Genomic DNA, 17,031 nt, shown 5'->3' with positions numbered 1-17,031 from the left:
TGTTTTCTGCACCGTTCAATCACGGAACAGTGAATATTGTCAGCCTACTTACCATAATATTGCTCAGGTGTGATGTAGCCTTGTTAAGTTGTCGTATAGGTGATGCTGATGGAAACGACACGGTTGTTAGATATTCGGGGCATGAGCGTTGAGTTTCCGGGGGTAAAAGCATTAGATCAGGTAGACTTCACGCTTAATCGCGGCGAAATAGTGGCGCTATTAGGAGAGAATGGCGCAGGGAAGTCGACGTTGATTAAGGCATTGACTGGCGTTTACCATCGCTCAACGGGTGAAATTATCCTCGATGGTATTGCGATTAATCCTGTCAATACGGCCCATGCTCAGTCATTGGGTATTGGTACGGTCTATCAGGAGGTCAATCTATTACCGAATCTGTCTGTTGCGGCAAATCTATTTATTGGCCGTGAGCCCACACGCTGGGGCATCGTTGATCAACATAAAATCCTGCGTCAGGCCGAAGCCCTCTTATTGAATTATGGACTGACGATCGATGTTAGCCATCCACTTGGTAATTATTCCATCGCGGTTCAGCAAATTGTAGCGATTGCCAGAGCTATCGATCTTTCCGCTAAAGTTTTAATTCTTGATGAACCGACCGCAAGCCTTGATGCCAAAGAAGTCGATATGCTTCTGGATATATTGCGGAAGTTGCGCGATCGCGGAATCGGTATGATATTTGTGACGCACTTTCTGGATCAGGTTTACCGCATTAGCGACAGAATTACTGTTTTACGTAATGGACGGCTAGTTGGAACATTGCCTGCCGCAGAATTACCACGTATTGAATTAGTCCAAATGATGCTGGGGCACAGTTTTGATGAAACGTTACTGAAACGTGGTGAGCATAGTGATGTCTCGGGTGAGCCCATCGTGCAGTTTAAACACTATGGTCGGCGTGGCTCGATTAATGACTTTGAGCTTTCCGTGCGCCCGAGAGAAATCGTTGGCCTCGCTGGTCTATTGGGTTCCGGCCGGACAGAAACCGCGCAGCTGATATTTGGTATTAACGTGCCTGATGCCGGTGAAGCAAGGGTTGATGGCAAACAAGTCAGTATTCGCACGCCGCGTGCAGCAGGAAAGCTCGGCTTTGGCTATTGCCCTGAGGATCGCAAGACTGACGGCATTGTCGGTGCGGCAACGGTACGAGAGAACATCATTCTGGCACTTCAGGCGCAGCGCGGTTGGTTGAAGCCCATTTCCCTACGTGAGCAAACCCGTATCGCTGAAAAATTTATCAGCCTATTAGGGATTCGTACGCCCAGTCCAGAGCAGGAAATTCAGTATCTATCGGGTGGGAATCAGCAAAAAGTCCTGCTGTCGCGCTGGCTGGCAACAGAACCACGCTTCTTGATTCTGGATGAGCCAACACGAGGAATCGATGTCGGTGCGCATGCGGAAATCATTCGCCTAATCGAAAAATTGTGTGAACAGGGGATGGCGTTACTCGTGATCTCTTCTGAATTGGAAGAACTGACTGGTTATGCGGATCGTATCATTGTGCTGCGTGACAGGCAGCACGTTGCACATCTTGAACATAATGAGATCTCGGTTGCCGCAGTGATGCAGGCAATCGCAGTACAAACGGGAGCAGCCGATGACAGACAATAACGTCAAACCTGCCAAAAAAGTCCGCCTAACGTTCACCAAAGGGGTGCCACAGCTTCTGGCACTCGTTGCCATCTTGCTGATTGATAGTATGGTCGCGCCCAACTTCTTCTCCCTCCACATTCAGGATGGGCGCTTGTTCGGTAGCCTTATCGACATCCTTAACCGCGGCGCGCCCGTTGCGCTACTGGCATTAGGTATGACGTTAGTGATTGCAACCGGCGGAATCGATTTATCGGTTGGCGCGGTAATGGCGATTGCAGGCGCGACGGCCGCAACGCTCACTGCTGCTGGTCATCCGCTGCCTTCTGTACTGCTGATTGCGCTATTGGTTGGCGCATTATGCGGGCTATGGAACGGTTTTCTGGTTGCAGTGTTACAGATTCAGCCGATTGTAGCGACGTTGATGCTGATGGTTGCCGGACGAGGCATCGCTCAGCTGATTACCGAAGGTCAAATTATCACGTTTGATAACGCCGGGTTGGCTAAGCTGGGTAGCGGAAGCCTGTTCTATCTCCCCATGCCAGTGATTATTGCCTGCGTGATGCTGCTGGCGTTGTGGATTTTGACGCGTAAAACGGCACTTGGGCTATTTATCGAATCTGTCGGTATTAATTTGCGATCGGCTCGCAACGCTGGTGTGAGTACGAAGCTGGTATTGGTCGCAGCTTATGTCATATGCGGCGTGTGTGCGGCCGTAGCGGGCGTTATCGTGACGGCAGATATCCGCGGGGCGGATGCGAACAACGCGGGCCTCTGGCTGGAATTAGACGCGATTTTGGCTGTGGTGATCGGTGGTGGTTCGCTACTTGGGGGCCGCTTTAATTTGCTGCTCTCTGTCGTCGGTGCATTGATTATTCAGAGTATGAATACCGGCATCCTGCTGTCTGGCTATCGCCCGGAATTCAACCTGGTTCTGAAGGCACTCGTCGTTCTGCTGGTTTTGGTTATGCAATCCCCGCGTATTTCGTTGCACCACCTGTTCAGGAGGAAAACATAATGTTGAAACGCCACTTCCCCCTGTTGATGACGATTCTGGTCTTTATTGCTGGCTATCTATTCTGTCTCAGCCAGTTTCCCGGCTTTGCTTCGACGCGAGTTTTCTTTGATTTACTGACGGATAACGCCTTTCTGGGGATCGTGGCGGTTGGGATGACGTTTGTCATCTTGTCTGGCGGTATCGATCTCTCTGTAGGGTCAGTCATTGCATTTACCGGTGTGTTACTGGCCAAATTGATCGGTACGTATGGTATTGATCCTTTCTTTGCGTTCGCAATAGCGCTGGTGATGGGCGCCATGTTTGGCGGGGTGATGGGATGGATTATCGACACGCTGAAATTGCCTGCCTTTATTATCACGCTGGCAGGTATGTTCTTTGTCCGAGGGATGAGCTTTATCGTCTCACAGGAGTCGATTCCAATCGATCATCCGGTCTATAGCCAGCTGGCGGGTTTAGCATGGCGCATGCCGGATGGGGGACGATTTACCTTTCTGGCGTTAGTGATGTTGATTGTGGTGTTGTTGGGGATTGTGATAGCGCATCGAACCCGTTTCGGTAACCGTGTTTATGCGATTGGTGGTAGCAGCTATTCTGCGGAACTGATGGGGGTGCCTGTCAGGCGGACGACGATTCATATCTATATGCTTTCCAGTACGTTAGCGGTGCTGTCAGGTATTGTTTTCTCTCTCTACACCTCCGCGGGTTATGCCCTGGCGGCAAGCGGTGTAGAGTTGGATGCCATCGCTGCCGTTGTCATCGGCGGCACACTACTGACCGGCGGTGTTGGTACCGTATTGGGAACCCTATTTGGCGTACTGATTCAGGGCCTGATTCAAACGTATATCACGTTTGACGGGACCTTGAGCTCATGGTGGACAAAAATCGTCATTGGTTTCCTGCTGTTTGCTTTTATTGGGTTACAGAAAGCGTTAAGCACATTCTGGTTAGCCAGACGTGCTTAGGTTGGTTGTGAGCAAAATAGCTCATGGATTAATCACAATAGGCGTTTTCAGCAATTGACGAATCATAGTCTGCTGATCGCTGTTTTGTAACCAAACGGCATAAAACGGGCGCACGACGGGCTGACTGTCGCCGACTATCCGCAGGTTGGAGTAGGTTTGTAACCAATGGCTAGGTAAAAACGCGCAGCCGCCGGTTGTTTCAAGCAATTGGCGGGTCAACTGGGCCGATGTTGTTGTCAAAACGGGAAGCTGATCGCTGGCTAATAGGCGATGTTCCTGCTGATGAAAGTCTGCGCCCCACTCCAATTTTATATAAGGCAGTTCCTGTCCTGGTGGATGCGCTTCTGCTGCAAACAGCGAAAGGGAGAAATTGCCCAGCAGCTGGCTTGCCAATTCTTCCATTTTTGGCTGTTCGGTCGTAATCAACAGATCCAACTGGCGCTCATGGAGTTGTTTTACCAGCGAGTGGCGTAAGGCAATGCGCGCTTCTAGCTGGAGCAGCGGACGCTGTTGATACAGCGATTGTAACCAGGGAGTCAGATAGGCTTCCCAGAGCGATGCGGTTGCCCCCACCGAAAGCAGGCTGTGTTGCTGCGAGCGTGCGACTTCTTTTTTGGCGATCTGCCAGGTACCGATAAGGCTTTCCGCATAGGGCAGAAGTCGTTCGCCGGCTGGCGTCAGGCGTATGTTGTTCCGATGGCGCGTGAACAGGTTGGCACCAAGCTGCGTCTCTAACTGGCGAATCCGAAAACTCACCGCTGACTGCGTGAGATACAGGGATTCGGCGGCACGGCCAAAGTGTCTTGTCCTGCTGACTTCCAGAAAGGTTTTTAGTAATTCGGTATCCACGCCCATCTCCAAAAAAATTTTGTCGTAATGATTTAAATGTTTTGTTTTACACAATGTCAAGCCTATCTAATACTCCGCGCCATAAACAACACGACCATAGAAGAATTAGGAGCGTGTAAGATGGCAGAAAGCTTCTCTACCACTAATCGTTTTTTTGATAACAAGTTCTACCCGCGTGGTTTTTCCCGACATGGCGACTTTACGATTAAAGAAGCACAACTGTTGGAGCGCCACGGTTACGCGTTTAACGAGCTGGATTTAGGTAAACGTGAACCAGTGACTGAGGAAGAGACATCGTTTGTTGCAATGTGCCGCGGCGAGCGTAAAGCGGAAACGGAACTGGAAAAAATCTGGTCCAAATATCTGGATCGTATCCGTCGTCCTAAACGCTTCCATACGTTGTCTGGTGGTAAGCCGCAGATGGATGCAGTGGAAGAATACACTGAAAGCGATGATTAATTAAGAATGGGGCTAAGGCCTGACGGTTCCCCATAAATAAAGACAGGCATAGAAGGTTGTGATCTACTTAGTGTTCCACCAAAAAGTAAGGTCACGCCTCTATGCCTGCTTCACAAGTTTGCCATAAATTTTTTAGCCAGTCCCTGAACTCACTTCATCAGTACCGTAAAAATGCTCTGCTCGATATGACCGTCGCACTGACGCGTGGCGCATCGCTCTCTCTTACCAGCATCGGCAGGTATCTGCCAGGACCGGCACGGGTTAAGCACAAGATTAAGCGTGTTGACCGGCATCTCAACAGTGACCTGATGTTTAGCGATGTCCCCGCTGTTTATCAGAAGCTTGTATCCCGCCTCACCAGCAGCCTTTCATTATGCGTTATTGCCGTGGACTGGAGCGGCTATCCGTCATCGGAGCTCAGCGTTTTGCGGGCGAGTCTACTGTGCGATGGAAGAGCTATCCCGCTGATGAGTAAAGTCATTTCCTCTCAATACCAGAACAACGCTACCGTTCAGAACGACTTTCTCGATCAGATGGCTGCCGCCATCGGCAAAGATAAGCAGGTCATTGTTGTGACTGATGCAGGCTTTCGCAGCAGTTGGTTTCACCACATTCGCTCTCTGGGCTGGCATTTTGTCGGACGTGTCAGAGGTCGCCTTTATTTTCAGATAATCGGGGATGAGGAATGGAAAATGGCGCGGGATATTACGTCAAGAGCGAAGTCATGCTATCTGGGATTTGGGCGACTGGCACGCAACGCCAGCCGTGACTGCCTCGGGCATTTCTATACCGTGCATAAGCGGGCAACGGGCAGGAAAGGCAACCAGTGCTTCCCTAAAACGGACAAGATGTATCGTAAAAGCGCGCGTGAACCGTGGCTGCTTTTTACCAGCCTGATGGGATATAAACCACGTGAGATAGTTAAAATTTACAGTCGCCGTATGCAGATAGAGCAGAATTTCAGGGATGAGAAAAGTGAGCGCTATGGATTGGGGCTTAGGGCAAGTAAAAGTCGGGGCGAAAAGCGAATATCAGTGCTTTGCCTGATAGCGACACTCTACAGCATCATCATGTGGCTGACGGGTTATTATCTTGAAAGCAAAGGAATAAATAGATGGTTTCAGGCGAACAGTGAGAAATCTCGGAGGGTGTTGTCGTATCTGACATTGAGTGAAAATGTCATCCGTCAATCACCGAGGATCCTGTCGGGGATGAACCCCGACAGGGTATACGACGATATGGCGAGAGCCTATCGAAACATCATCATGGTGTATTGATGATGTTTCTGGGGATCTCTCAGGGCTAACGCCCCATTTCCTTTTGTGGCGAATAAACGTTGTACTCTCGCTATTCAAGGCTTTTGTGGAGCTGGATGAGCAATCGATCCATACAGCGATAGCTCAGCGCTTCGGCAAGGTGTTTTCTCTCTATGTTGTCCCGATCGCCGAGGTCAGCGATCGTGCGCGCAACTTTCAATATCCTGTGCCACGCACGTACGGATAAGCCAAGTTTGTTCATCACCTCTTCCAGATAGGTTGCATCAGCCATCTCCAATCCGCAGTGTTTTTCTATTTCGCGTGACGTGAGCAGTGCGTTGATTTTATTTGCCCGCTTCAGTTGTATCTGCCGTGCGGTCAGCACGCGCTCACGAATTGTCGCGCTGCTTTCGCCTTGGTAATGCTGCTGAGATAAAACCCCTGATGGTAGCAAAGGGACTTCGATTGAAAGGTCAAAGCGATCCAAAAAGGGACCGGAAAGTTTGCTGAGATAGCGCAGTATTTGCTGTGCGGGTAACCGGTTATGAATGCCCTGATAGTGGCCCGATGGGCTGGGATTCATTGCGGCGACCAGCTGCACCCGTGCTGGATAGCACACTTTGGCCCGAGTGCGGGAAATGATAATTTCACCGGACTCCAGAGGCTCTCGTAGTGAGTCCAGTACGCGTCGCTCAAACTCCGGTAATTCATCCAGAAACAGTACGCCGTTGTGGGCGAGCGAGATTTCTCCGGGTTTGGGCAGTGACCCTCCGCCCACAAGTGCAGCCATGGAAGAGCTATGGTGAGGTGCTCTGAATGGTCTGGCCCGCCAGCGCGTCATGGTGGCATCAATGTTGATTAGACTGTTGATGGCGGCGCTTTCCAGTGCTTCTTCATCGCTTAATGGTGGCATCAGGTTGCCTAACCGACTCGCCAGCATGGTTTTCCCTGTTCCCGGTGGTCCTAGCAAGAGCAGGTTGTGACCGCCTGCCGCCGCTATTTCCAGTGCGCGTTTAGCTTGCTCCTGACCGATGATATCCTTCAAGTCGAGCGTATCTTCCCCGATCTGTGGAACGGGCGTCATGTCGGAGCAACTGAGCAATTCCTCTTCTCCGCTGAGAAAAGCACACACGTCCAACAAATGCCCGGCCATCAGCGCTTCACCCTGCGGTATCAGCGTCATCTCCCGTTTATTGTCATCTGGCAGGATAAGCTGGCGGCCTGACTTTATGGCTTCCAATGCAGCGGGAATCGCGCCATTGACGCCACGTAAGGTGCCAGACAGGCCGAGTTCGCCAAGAAACTCGTAGCGGCTTAGCTTTTCACCATCGATTTGTTCTGAGGCCGCCAGAATCGCCAGAGCAATCGGCAGATCGTAGCGTCCCCCTTCCTTTGGCAGGTCTGCGGGGGCGAGATTGACCGTGATGCGCTTTGCTGGAAATGTAAATCCGCAATTGATAAGTGCGCTGCGCACGCGATCGCGTGCTTCCTTGACGGTGGTTTCTGGTAAGCCGACCAGCGTTAGGGCCGGTAGCCCGCTGCTGATGTGAACTTCGATATAAACGCCCGGCGCTTGTACACCAATCATTGCCCGAGTATAGGTAACTGCCAATGACATGCTATTTCCCCTTTGCTGATGGTTTGCATCATGTTCGGCAAGCGAGAAGAAGTAGAGACCGTCTTCGCCAGTCTGCGCGGCGATGTCATGAAATAATTCACTGTTTCAGTAATGCGTAAAATTTGTGCGCGATGTGTCGCAATTATCTAAGGTGAACCGATTGCTTAATGTTATCCGACGATCGACGACGCCCGTTTGCATCTGCCACGTTTCTCATACAACGCTCATTTTTACGCCAACAGGCGAAAATAATTTGATGCGCTTCTACCTTATGATTACGTTGTATTTTTTCCCGTATCATAGGTAATTCTTACGGGTGGCAATGAAAAAAAATGGTTGTCAGTCCATGTCTGACTGTGATAACTCTGTAGGCATTCGTTCGACAGAAGATTAATGAACAACCTATTATGAAAGCCCTATCCCTAGTGATTAGCCTAGTCGTGATTAGCGTGGTGGTGATTATTATCCCACCGTGCGGGGCTGCACTTGGACGAAGAATGGCTTAGAAATCAAGGCCTAATTCAAGAAAACCCCCGCACCGAAAGGTCGGGGGTTTTTTGTTGGGCGTAATCTATAACGGAAAGGAACAGAAAATGAACATCAGCATAAAATTCTGTTATTCCCATAAGATGTCGGGGAAATAACTATGAATGGAGCACAGTGGGTGGTTCAAGCGTTGCGAGCGCAGGGAGTGGAAACCGTTTTTGGTTATCCAGGGGGCGCGATAATGCCAGTCTACGATGCACTTTATGACGGCGGCGTTAAACACCTGCTGTGTCGCCACGAGCAAGGCGCGGTGATGGCGGCGATTGGTTATGCCCGCTCCACGGGTAATGTGGGCGTCTGCATTGCGACATCCGGCCCAGGAGCAACGAACCTGATCACCGGTTTGGCCGATGCGCTGCTGGATTCTGTGCCTGTGGTGGCGATCACCGGACAGGTTGGGTCAGCACTGATTGGCACCGATGCTTTCCAGGAGATCGACGTGCTGGGGCTGTCGCTGGCCTGTACGAAACACAGTTTTCTGGTTGAGTCTCTCGAATCACTGCCGGAAGTGATGGCAGAAGCGTTCGCGATTGCCAACAGCGGTCGTCCAGGCCCTGTTTTGGTCGATATTCCTAAAGACATTCAGCTGGCGGTGGGGGATTTCACTCCAAACTTTGCGCCTGTTGTTAACGATATCGATTTCCCCGATCAAGATATTGCGCAGGCGTACGCTCTGCTGGCGAAAGCGCAAAAACCGGTGCTGTACGTTGGCGGTGGAGTCGGCATGGCGAATGCGGTTCCGGCACTGCGTGAATTCCTGAGCGTAACGGATATCCCGTCCGTTTCTACCCTTAAAGGGCTGGGTGCCGTGGATGCCAATCATCCCTATTACCTCGGTATGATTGGTATGCACGGCACGAAGGCGGCGAACCTGATTGTGCAGGAGTGCGATTTGTTAATCGCGGTTGGCGCGCGTTTTGATGATCGCGTGACTGGCAAACTTAACGCCTTCGCGCCTCACGCCAGTGTTATTCATATGGATATCGACCCAGCGGAATTGAGCAAATTGCGTCATGCTAATGTTGCATTGCAAGGCGATCTGAACGCGATATTACCCGCGCTGCAACAGCCGCTGAGCGTCAGCGCGTGGCGCGAGCAGGCGACCATGATGAAGGCGGAATACCCGTGGCGTTATGATCATCCCGGTCAGGCGATTTATGCGCCTGCGCTGCTGAAAACGATCTCCGAACGAATGGATGCAGACACCGTGGTCACGACCGATGTGGGCCAGCACCAGATGTGGGCTGCACAGCATATGACGTTCAGCCGTCCTGAGAATTTCATCACCTCCAGCGGCCTTGGTACGATGGGCTTCGGTGTACCCGCTGCGGTAGGCGCACAGGTTGCGCGCCCGGACGACATGGTTATCTGCATTTCCGGCGACGGCTCTTTCATGATGAACGTTCAGGAGCTGGGCACCATCAAACGAAAACAGCTGCCGTTGAAGATCGTGCTGCTGGATAACCAACGGTTAGGCATGGTGCGTCAGTGGCAGCAGTTATTCTTTGATGAACGTTACAGTGAAACCGACCTCTCCGATAATCCTGATTTCCTGACGCTGGCAAGCGCGTTTGATATCCCAGGCCAGCGCATCACCCGTAAAGATCAAATTGATGTCGCGCTGGATGCTCTGTTTAACAGCGAAGGACCCTATTTATTGCACGTATCGATTGATGAATACGAAAACGTTTGGCCGCTGGTTCCGCCGGGTGCGGGTAACGAAACGATGCTTGATAAAACCAAGTAAGGCTCGATAAAACCAAACAATGGCCGACTTACACAGAATAAGTGCTGGAGACAACAGAATGACACACCATCAACTTTCGATTCAGGCGCGCTTTCGTCCCGAGGTTCTGGAGCGTGTATTGCGAGTTACCCGCCATCGCGGTTTCAAAGTTTGCGCGATGAATATGGTGCAAACCACCAATGCCGATCACATTAATATTGAACTGACCGTTGCCAGCCATCGTTCGGTGGATTTATTGTCAACGCAATTGAGCAAGCTGTTGGATATTGCCTGCGTTGACATTCAACCGATGACGACATCACAGCAGATCAGCGCCTAACGCAAAAGAGTAAGGAAAAAGAAGAATGACAAAAAAAGCGGACTACATTTGGTTCAATGGCGAGATGGTTCCATGGGCTGAAGCAAAAGTACACGTTATGTCGCATGCCCTGCATTATGGCACCTCCGTCTTTGAAGGTGTTCGTTGCTACAATTCACATAAGGGCCCGGTGGTTTTCCGTCACCGTGAGCATATGCAGCGCCTGCGTGATTCGGCAAAAATTTACCGTATGCCCGTCGCGCAAAGCGTAGATGAGCTGATGGAAGCCTGTCGTGAAACGCTGCGTAAAAATAACCTGACCAGCGCCTATATTCGTCCACTGGTGTTCATTGGTGATGTGGGCATGGGCGTTAACCCGCCAGATGGTTATCAAACCGACGTCATCATCGCGGCCTTCCCGTGGGGGGCGTATCTGGGTGAAGAGGCGCTGGAAGCCGGTATTGATGCGATGGTGTCGTCCTGGAATCGTGTAGCGGCGAATACCATTCCAACTGCCGCGAAAGCGGGTGGCAACTATCTATCCTCTCTGCTGGTGGGTAGCGAAGCACGTCGCCACGGCTATCAGGAAGGGATCGCATTGGATGTCCACGGCTATGTTTCTGAAGGTGCGGGTGAGAACCTGTTTGAAGTGAAGGACGGTATTATCTTCACGCCGCCGTTTACCTCTTCGGCGCTGCCGGGCATTACACGTGACGCCATCATCAAGCTGGCGAAAGATGCGGGATATGAAGTGCGTGAGCAGGTGCTATCCCGCGAGTCACTGTATCTGGCCGATGAAGTCTTCATGTCCGGTACTGCGGCAGAAATTACTCCCGTGCGTAGCGTCGACGGCATTCAGGTCGGTGTTGGCAAACGTGGCCCGGTCACCAAAGCCTTGCAGCAGGCGTTCTTTGGCCTCTTTACGGGTGAAACCGAAGATAAATGGGGCTGGTTGGATCCGATCAATCAGTAAGCAGTCAAGACAGACAGTCAGGCGGTGATGCGTTCCGTCATCGCCAAATTCGTAATTTTTGGAGTAAAAGAGCATGCCTAAGTACCGTTCAGCCACAACCACTCACGGCCGTAATATGGCTGGTGCCCGAGCCTTGTGGCGCGCCACCGGGATGACCGACGACGATTTTGGTAAACCGATTATCGCGGTGGTCAACTCCTTCACCCAATTCGTGCCTGGCCATGTGCACTTGCGCGATCTGGGTAAACTGGTTGCCGAGCAGATCGAAGCCTCCGGCGGCGTCGCGAAAGAATTTAACACCATTGCCGTTGATGACGGCATCGCGATGGGACACGGCGGCATGCTCTATTCTCTGCCTTCCCGTGAACTGATCGCCGACTCCGTGGAATACATGGTCAATGCCCACTGCGCGGATGCCATGGTGTGTATTTCCAACTGCGACAAAATCACCCCGGGGATGTTAATGGCGTCGCTGCGCCTGAATATTCCGGTGATTTTTGTTTCTGGTGGCCCGATGGAAGCAGGGAAAACCAAGCTTTCTAACCAAATTATCAAGCTCGATCTCATCGATGCCATGATTCAGGGTGCAAACCCTAACGTCAGCGATGCCGACAGTGAGCAAATTGAACGTTCCGCCTGTCCGACCTGCGGCTCTTGTTCAGGGATGTTCACGGCGAACTCGATGAACTGCCTGACCGAAGCCCTGGGGCTCTCTCAGCCAGCCAACGGTTCATTGCTTGCAACGCATGCCGACCGTAAGGATCTGTTCCTGAACGCGGGCACGCGCATCGTAGGTCTGGCGAAGCGTTATTACGAGCAGGATGATGCAAGCGTATTGCCGCGCAACATCGCGAATAAAGCCGCGTTTGAAAACGCCATGATTCTGGATATCGCCATGGGCGGTTCCACTAATACCGTATTGCACCTGCTGGCCGCGGCGCAGGAAGGTGAAATTGATTTCACCATGTCGGATATCGACCGCCTTTCACGTAAGGTGCCACACCTGTGTAAAGTCGCGCCTAGCGGTCAGAAATACCATATGGAAGACGTACACCGTGCTGGTGGGGTGATCGGTATTTTGGGCGAGCTGGACAGAGCCGGTTTGCTGAACCGTGAAGTCAACAACGTGCTGGGTAAAACGCTGCCGGAAACCCTGGAAGCCTACGACGTGATGCTGACGAAAGATGAAAGCGTGAAACGTATGTATTCTGCAGGTCCAGCGGGTATCCGTACGACCAAAGCGTTTTCTCAGGATTGTCGCTGGGATTCATTGGATACCGACCGTCAGGAAGGCTGCATTCGCTCGCGTGAATATGCTTACAGTCAAGATGGCGGGTTGGCCGTGCTGTACGGCAACATTGCGCTAGATGGCTGCATCGTGAAAACCGCAGGCGTTGATAAAGATAGCCTGATTTTCCGTGGCCCGGCAAAAGTCTATGAAAGCCAGGATGACGCGGTAGAGGCGATTCTGGGCGGAAAAGTCGTGGCGGGCGATGTGGTAGTTATCCGTTACGAAGGGCCGAAAGGCGGGCCAGGAATGCAGGAAATGCTGTACCCGACTACCTATCTGAAATCGATGGGCTTGGGTAAAAGCTGTGCACTGATCACTGACGGACGCTTCTCTGGTGGTACGTCAGGGCTGTCTATTGGCCACGCGTCTCCTGAAGCCGCAAGCGGTGGCACCATTGGTCTGGTGCAGGATGGCGATATGATTGCCATTGATATCCCGAACCGTAGCATCGTGCTGGACGTCGCAGATAATGAACTGGCAAGCCGCCGCGAAGCGGAAGAGGCGAGAGGCGAGCAGGCCTGGACGCCACATAACCGTGAACGTCAGGTCTCTTTTGCGCTTCGTGCGTATGCCATGCTGGCAACCAGCGCGGATAAAGGCGCTGTGCGGGATAAAAGCAAGCTGGGAGGCTAATGCTGATGGCTGTGTCACAACCTCTTCCTGCCGCGCCGGGAGGCGCGGAGTACCTGCGGGCGATCTTGCGATCGCCGGTGTATGAAATCACGCAGGTCACACCGCTGGAGAAGATGGAAAAGATCTCTTCGCGGCTGGGTAATGTCATTCTGGTAAAACGTGAAGACAGGCATGCGGTGCACAGCTTCAAGCTGCGTGGCGCGTACGCGATGATGGCTGGTCTGAGCGATGAGCAAAAATCCCACGGCGTGGTGACGGCATCTGCTGGTAACCACGCGCAAGGTGTTGCGCTTTCTTCCAGCAAGCTGGGGATTAAATCGCTGATTGTGATGCCAGTGGCGACGGCTGATATCAAGGTCGATGCGGTGCGTGGTTTTGGCGGCGAAGTGCTGCTACACGGTGCCAACTTTGATGAGGCCAAGGCGAAGGCGATTGAGCTGTCACAACAGCAGCATATGACCTTTCTGCCGCCGTTCGATCACCCTGCTGTGATTGCGGGGCAGGGCACGCTGGCGATGGAATTACTACAGCAGGATGCGCATCTGGATCGCGTGTTTGTGCCAGTCGGCGGTGGTGGTTTGGCGGCAGGTGTTGCCGTACTGATCAAACAGTTGATGCCGCAGATTCAGGTGATCGGCGTAGAAGCGGAAGATTCCGCCTGTCTGCGTGCGGCGCTGGATGCCGGGCAGCCGGTCGATCTGCCGCGTGTCGGGCTGTTTGCCGAAGGCGTGGCGGTGAAGCGCATTGGCGATGAAACGTTCCGCCTGTGCCGGGAATATCTGGATGACGTGATTACCGTCGACAGCGATGCCATCTGTGCCGCAGTGAAAGATCTGTTTGAGGATGTCCGTGCAATTGCTGAACCGTCCGGCGCGCTGGCGTTGGCGGGGATGAAGAAATACATCCAACAGCATCAGATTCAGGGTGAACGTCTGGCACATATTCTGTCCGGCGCGAACGTCAATTTCCACGGGTTACGCTACGTTTCCGAACGCTGCGAGCTGGGTGAACAGCGCGAAGCCTTGCTGGCCGTTACGATCCCCGAGAAACAGGGAAGCTTCCTGAAGTTTTGCCAACTGCTGGGCGGTCGTTCCGTTACCGAGTTCAACTACCGCTATGCGGATGCCAAAGACGCCTGCATTTTTGTCGGTGTGCGTCTGACGCGTGGCTATGCGGAGCGGCAGGAAATTATCGCCGAGCTGTCCGCAGACGGTTATGAAGTGGTGGATTTGTCCGATGATGAAATGGCGAAGCTGCACGTTCGTTATATGGTCGGCGGACGCCCTTCCAAACCGCTCCAGGAACGGCTGTACAGCTTTGAGTTCCCAGAGTCGCCGGGCGCATTGCTGAAATTCCTGCAGACGCTGGGGGCGCACTGGAATATTTCACTGTTCCATTACCGCAGCCACGGCACGGATTTTGGTCGCGTGCTGGCCGCGTTCGAGTTGGATGCAGGCGATCGGGAATTCGAGCAGCACCTACAGGCGCTGGGCTATGAATGCCACGATGAAACCAATAACCCCGCGTTCCGCTTCTTTCTGGCGGGTTAAGTTAGCGGTTAAATGTTGAGTGTTCCCTTAACGCCGCCGATGGTGTTTCACCGTCGGCGGCGTTATCTTTAATGTCATCTGACAGCAACAGGGATGGCATTTCTTTATGGCAACGCAGTTCACGGGTTTTTCTCAAGCGGGTTTAACGTTTCTTCAGCAGGTGTCTCAAGGCGTTGTTGAATAAATCTAATCGCAGTTCGTTATTATTATTTTTAAATTAATTGTTCATTTTTCTAATTTCTTTAATTATTGATAATAATTATTTTCTAGGTTAGTTTGGTGAAAAGTGGAATAACACATGGAGACCGAGTGTGAAAAATAAAGAAAAACTTGCCATTCAGTTAAATGAACAATTAAAGAATAACCTTATTAATAGTTCGTTACCTCCTGAAGAAATACTCGCATTGATGATGAAGCTATGCCTTTCTCTGATGCAAGTGACTCAAAGTAATCTTGTGAAAATGAAGACGTCCGATGGGCGAAAACTTTCACTCAAGCTCGATACACCATCAGTGCATTAAAAATATTAACTCTTAGAGGCTGCTAAAAATGTCGAGTATTATCTATTTAGAGTTGACGGGTGATAAACAGGGGTTAATTTCTTCTGGTTGTTCAACATTGCAGTCAATTGGTAATAGAAGCCAAATTGGTCATGAAGATCAAATTCAGGTGTTAAGTTTAAATCACTCAATGAGTCATGCTGATAATTTATCCTGTCACCCCGTTGAAATAATTAAACTTATCGATAAATCGTCACCGTTACTTGGTGTTTCTACCTCTTCCAATGAAAAGTTAAGTGCAAATTTCTTTTTGTATAGGATAAATTCCGCCGGGCAATTAGAGTTGTTTTATGTCATTAAATTAACAGATGCCCGGATTGTTGACATTTCTTGTAGTTATCCGCATTCGATTAATGACAATGACGTAATGCCATATGAGAAAATTTTATTGAAGTATGGTTCTATATCATGGGATCACAAAGTTGCGGGAACATCAGGTTATAGCATCTGGAATGATAGTGGTATTTAGTTTGACTTAGTAATAAAATATGCAGCCATTTATAATTATGTTATTTGTGGCTGTTTTTATTGATTCATCACTAACCGAAAAAGATGCTAAATAATTTTGTACATTGGCGTTGCGTATTAATAAAAGGAATTTACTCAATGCTAAGAGTACCTCAAGGACAAATAACCTTTGATGGCGAAGGGGATGATGTTCCCAATAGCCCTTTTTTTAGCCGAGTCATTCACTGGCCAAGAAAGGCTAAGTCTGGTGTGACGCTGGGGCGAGGCTATGATATGGGGGAGAGAACCAAGGGTGAAATCTATTCGGATATGCTCAGAATTGGTATTGGTAGTGAAAAAGCGAATTTGATAGCGAAGGGGGCAGGGTTAAAAGCAGGTGCTGCCGCAACTTTCGTGAAAGAATATAAAGAAAAAATTGGCATGATTACACATCAGCAACAAATAGCTCTATTTAATATGGTTTATGTTGGGTATATAGAAATAGCGAAAAAACGATATGCACGTTATTCCGCTAATGTACCTGATAGGGTGAATTGGGATGAACTTCACCCCGCTATCAGAGATATTCTGATAGATCTTGCCTATCAAGGGTTTGCTGGGGAGACGACTATTCCTATTGCAGCAAAAAATGATATCGATCTGTTAATAAAGAAAATAGAGAGTACGAAAGATTTTCTAGACTATGAGGCAGGAAGAAATCGAGCAGGTTATTTAAGGATGAGAAAATGAAAAATATCTACTTCTGTATGTTGATGTTATTTGCTATGAATGGTATATCCCCTGCATTTGGTGAGATTTATTGGAGTAAACTGGAATTAATGGAGAAAACGTTATGTAAAGATATAATGAAAGGGGAAAGCTATCATGAAGTGGATATTTGTATTGACCGGATGCTTGCTGATTCGACAGAAAAACTAGAACAAAAAAATAAAGAAGCAATAGAATTTCTCTCCAAACTTATAACTATGGAGGATGAGGAAGATGCCGTTAAGCTTTTCAAAACAGATCAAGCCGCGTGGAAAAATTATGTTGTCCATCGTTGTGCGTATAAAGTACACCCGTATATTAAAGATAGCCCTATTTATTTTTCTGGTAAAAGTCTTTGCGAGGCGGTAGAAAACTACAGGCGGATCGAGTCGCTAGACGGTGAGCTCAATATCCCTTAATACTTATCCCTTGGATAAGTGTGTTACGC

The 17,031-nt window shown here is 50.4% G+C and carries 17 protein-coding genes; 15 read left to right on the top strand and 2 right to left on the bottom strand.

The features are described 5' to 3' along the window. Window positions 1–108 precede the first annotated feature (108 nt). Genes ytfR through yjfF form a run of 3 tightly spaced genes read left to right on the top strand, consistent with a single transcriptional unit; the run spans window position 109 to window position 3,588 of the window. Window positions 109–1,629: a galactofuranose ABC transporter, ATP-binding protein YtfR gene (gene ytfR, locus BJJ97_RS03880; protein WP_095995316.1), complete on the top strand. Its 1,521-nt coding sequence runs from the start codon at window positions 109–111 to the stop codon at window positions 1,627–1,629. Continuing rightward, window positions 1,616–2,626, top strand: coding sequence for a galactofuranose ABC transporter, ATP-binding protein YtfT (gene ytfT / locus BJJ97_RS03875; protein WP_095993121.1), 1,011 nt, complete (start codon window positions 1,616–1,618; stop codon window positions 2,624–2,626). Before ytfR ends, ytfT begins: the two co-directional genes overlap by 14 nt. Further along, window positions 2,626–3,588, top strand: a complete 963-nt coding sequence (yjfF, locus tag BJJ97_RS03870; protein WP_039487951.1) for a galactofuranose ABC transporter, permease protein YjfF — start codon at window positions 2,626–2,628, stop codon at window positions 3,586–3,588. Before ytfT ends, yjfF begins: the two co-directional genes overlap by 1 nt. Before the next feature lie 21 nt (window positions 3,589–3,609). Here yjfF and hdfR read toward each other — a convergent pair whose 3' ends face one another. After that, window positions 3,610–4,437: an HTH-type transcriptional regulator HdfR gene (gene hdfR / locus BJJ97_RS03865; RefSeq protein WP_010294681.1), complete on the bottom strand. Its 828-nt coding sequence runs from the start codon at window positions 4,435–4,437 to the stop codon at window positions 3,610–3,612. Window positions 4,438–4,557: 120 nt separating this feature from the next. Here hdfR and BJJ97_RS03860 point away from each other — a divergent pair, with 120 nt between their 5' ends. Beyond that, complete coding sequence (locus BJJ97_RS03860) at window positions 4,558–4,896, top strand: DUF413 domain-containing protein (RefSeq protein WP_010283921.1); 339 nt, start codon at window positions 4,558–4,560, stop codon at window positions 4,894–4,896. Between the two features lie 101 nt (window positions 4,897–4,997). Next, a complete protein-coding gene (locus tag BJJ97_RS03855; protein WP_095993120.1) occupies window positions 4,998–6,173 on the top strand; it encodes an IS4 family transposase in 1,176 nt (391 codons plus the stop codon). A gap of 70 nt (window positions 6,174–6,243) precedes the next feature. Here the strand turns inward: BJJ97_RS03855 and BJJ97_RS03850 are convergent, their stop codons facing one another. Then, window positions 6,244–7,770 (bottom strand): YifB family Mg chelatase-like AAA ATPase, encoded by a 1,527-nt coding sequence (locus BJJ97_RS03850; RefSeq protein ID WP_095993119.1) that lies wholly within the window; start codon window positions 7,768–7,770, stop codon window positions 6,244–6,246. Window positions 7,771–8,177: 407 nt separating this feature from the next. Between BJJ97_RS03850 and ilvL the strand changes: the two genes are divergently transcribed. The 10 genes from ilvL to BJJ97_RS03800 all read left to right on the top strand — a co-directional run bounded on the left by ilvL (window position 8,178) and on the right by BJJ97_RS03800 (window position 17,002). Then, complete coding sequence (gene ilvL / locus BJJ97_RS03845; protein ID WP_071531109.1) at window positions 8,178–8,276, top strand: ilv operon leader peptide; 99 nt, start codon at window positions 8,178–8,180, stop codon at window positions 8,274–8,276. A gap of 140 nt (window positions 8,277–8,416) precedes the next feature. Beyond that, on the top strand, window positions 8,417–10,063 hold the full coding sequence (gene ilvG / locus BJJ97_RS03840; RefSeq protein WP_095993118.1) for an acetolactate synthase 2 catalytic subunit: 1,647 nt from the start codon (window positions 8,417–8,419) through the stop codon (window positions 10,061–10,063). Between the two features lie 58 nt (window positions 10,064–10,121). Further along, on the top strand, window positions 10,122–10,382 hold the full coding sequence (gene ilvM, locus BJJ97_RS03835; RefSeq protein WP_010294673.1) for an acetolactate synthase 2 small subunit: 261 nt from the start codon (window positions 10,122–10,124) through the stop codon (window positions 10,380–10,382). 25 nt (window positions 10,383–10,407) lie between these two features. Continuing rightward, a complete protein-coding gene (locus tag BJJ97_RS03830) occupies window positions 10,408–11,334 on the top strand; it encodes a branched-chain amino acid transaminase (RefSeq protein ID WP_095700894.1) in 927 nt (308 codons plus the stop codon). 73 nt (window positions 11,335–11,407) lie between these two features. Continuing rightward, window positions 11,408–13,258 (top strand): dihydroxy-acid dehydratase, encoded by a 1,851-nt coding sequence (ilvD, locus tag BJJ97_RS03825; RefSeq protein ID WP_095993117.1) that lies wholly within the window; start codon window positions 11,408–11,410, stop codon window positions 13,256–13,258. Between the two features lie 5 nt (window positions 13,259–13,263). After that, the gene (ilvA, locus tag BJJ97_RS03820; protein WP_095995315.1) at window positions 13,264–14,808 is read left to right on the top strand and encodes a threonine ammonia-lyase, biosynthetic; all 1,545 of its coding nucleotides are present in this window, start codon (window positions 13,264–13,266) and stop codon (window positions 14,806–14,808) included. A 311-nt stretch (window positions 14,809–15,119) separates the two neighbouring features. Continuing rightward, a complete protein-coding gene (locus BJJ97_RS03815) occupies window positions 15,120–15,329 on the top strand; it encodes a hypothetical protein (protein ID WP_095993116.1) in 210 nt (69 codons plus the stop codon). A 28-nt stretch (window positions 15,330–15,357) separates the two neighbouring features. Then, complete coding sequence (locus BJJ97_RS03810; RefSeq protein WP_095700892.1) at window positions 15,358–15,837, top strand: Hcp family type VI secretion system effector; 480 nt, start codon at window positions 15,358–15,360, stop codon at window positions 15,835–15,837. A gap of 137 nt (window positions 15,838–15,974) precedes the next feature. Beyond that, window positions 15,975–16,565 carry a lysozyme family protein gene (locus BJJ97_RS03805; protein WP_095993115.1) on the top strand — a complete coding sequence of 197 codons (591 nt, stop codon included), beginning with the start codon at window positions 15,975–15,977 and terminating at the stop codon, window positions 16,563–16,565. Beyond that, window positions 16,562–17,002 carry a lysozyme inhibitor LprI family protein gene (locus BJJ97_RS03800; RefSeq protein ID WP_095993114.1) on the top strand — a complete coding sequence of 147 codons (441 nt, stop codon included), beginning with the start codon at window positions 16,562–16,564 and terminating at the stop codon, window positions 17,000–17,002. Before BJJ97_RS03805 ends, BJJ97_RS03800 begins: the two co-directional genes overlap by 4 nt. Window positions 17,003–17,031 lie beyond the last annotated feature (29 nt).

The sequence above is a fragment of the Pectobacterium polaris genome (genome assembly GCF_002307355.1).
Taxonomy (GTDB): Bacteria; Pseudomonadota; Gammaproteobacteria; order Enterobacterales; family Enterobacteriaceae; genus Pectobacterium; species Pectobacterium polare.
Note: the sequence above shows the minus strand (reverse complement) of the source record. Positions and strands in the feature narration are given on the sequence as shown.

Coding starts and splice junctions, on each gene's coding strand:
- ilvL (WP_071531109.1), top strand. CDS start 8,178: ATGAAAGCCCTATCCCTAGTGATTAGCCTAGTCGTGATTAGCGTGGTG.
- BJJ97_RS03850 (WP_095993119.1), bottom strand. CDS start 7,770: ATGTCATTGGCAGTTACCTATACTCGGGCAATGATTGGTGTACAAGCG.
- ilvG (WP_095993118.1), top strand. CDS start 8,417: ATGAATGGAGCACAGTGGGTGGTTCAAGCGTTGCGAGCGCAGGGAGTG.
- ytfR (WP_095995316.1), top strand. CDS start 109: ATGGAAACGACACGGTTGTTAGATATTCGGGGCATGAGCGTTGAGTTT.
- ilvM (WP_010294673.1), top strand. CDS start 10,122: ATGACACACCATCAACTTTCGATTCAGGCGCGCTTTCGTCCCGAGGTT.
- BJJ97_RS03830 (WP_095700894.1), top strand. CDS start 10,408: ATGACAAAAAAAGCGGACTACATTTGGTTCAATGGCGAGATGGTTCCA.
- BJJ97_RS03810 (WP_095700892.1), top strand. CDS start 15,358: ATGTCGAGTATTATCTATTTAGAGTTGACGGGTGATAAACAGGGGTTA.
- BJJ97_RS03800 (WP_095993114.1), top strand. CDS start 16,562: ATGAAAAATATCTACTTCTGTATGTTGATGTTATTTGCTATGAATGGT.
- ilvD (WP_095993117.1), top strand. CDS start 11,408: ATGCCTAAGTACCGTTCAGCCACAACCACTCACGGCCGTAATATGGCT.
- BJJ97_RS03860 (WP_010283921.1), top strand. CDS start 4,558: ATGGCAGAAAGCTTCTCTACCACTAATCGTTTTTTTGATAACAAGTTC.
- ytfT (WP_095993121.1), top strand. CDS start 1,616: ATGACAGACAATAACGTCAAACCTGCCAAAAAAGTCCGCCTAACGTTC.
- BJJ97_RS03855 (WP_095993120.1), top strand. CDS start 4,998: ATGCCTGCTTCACAAGTTTGCCATAAATTTTTTAGCCAGTCCCTGAAC.
- BJJ97_RS03805 (WP_095993115.1), top strand. CDS start 15,975: ATGCTAAGAGTACCTCAAGGACAAATAACCTTTGATGGCGAAGGGGAT.
- ilvA (WP_095995315.1), top strand. CDS start 13,264: ATGGCTGTGTCACAACCTCTTCCTGCCGCGCCGGGAGGCGCGGAGTAC.
- yjfF (WP_039487951.1), top strand. CDS start 2,626: ATGTTGAAACGCCACTTCCCCCTGTTGATGACGATTCTGGTCTTTATT.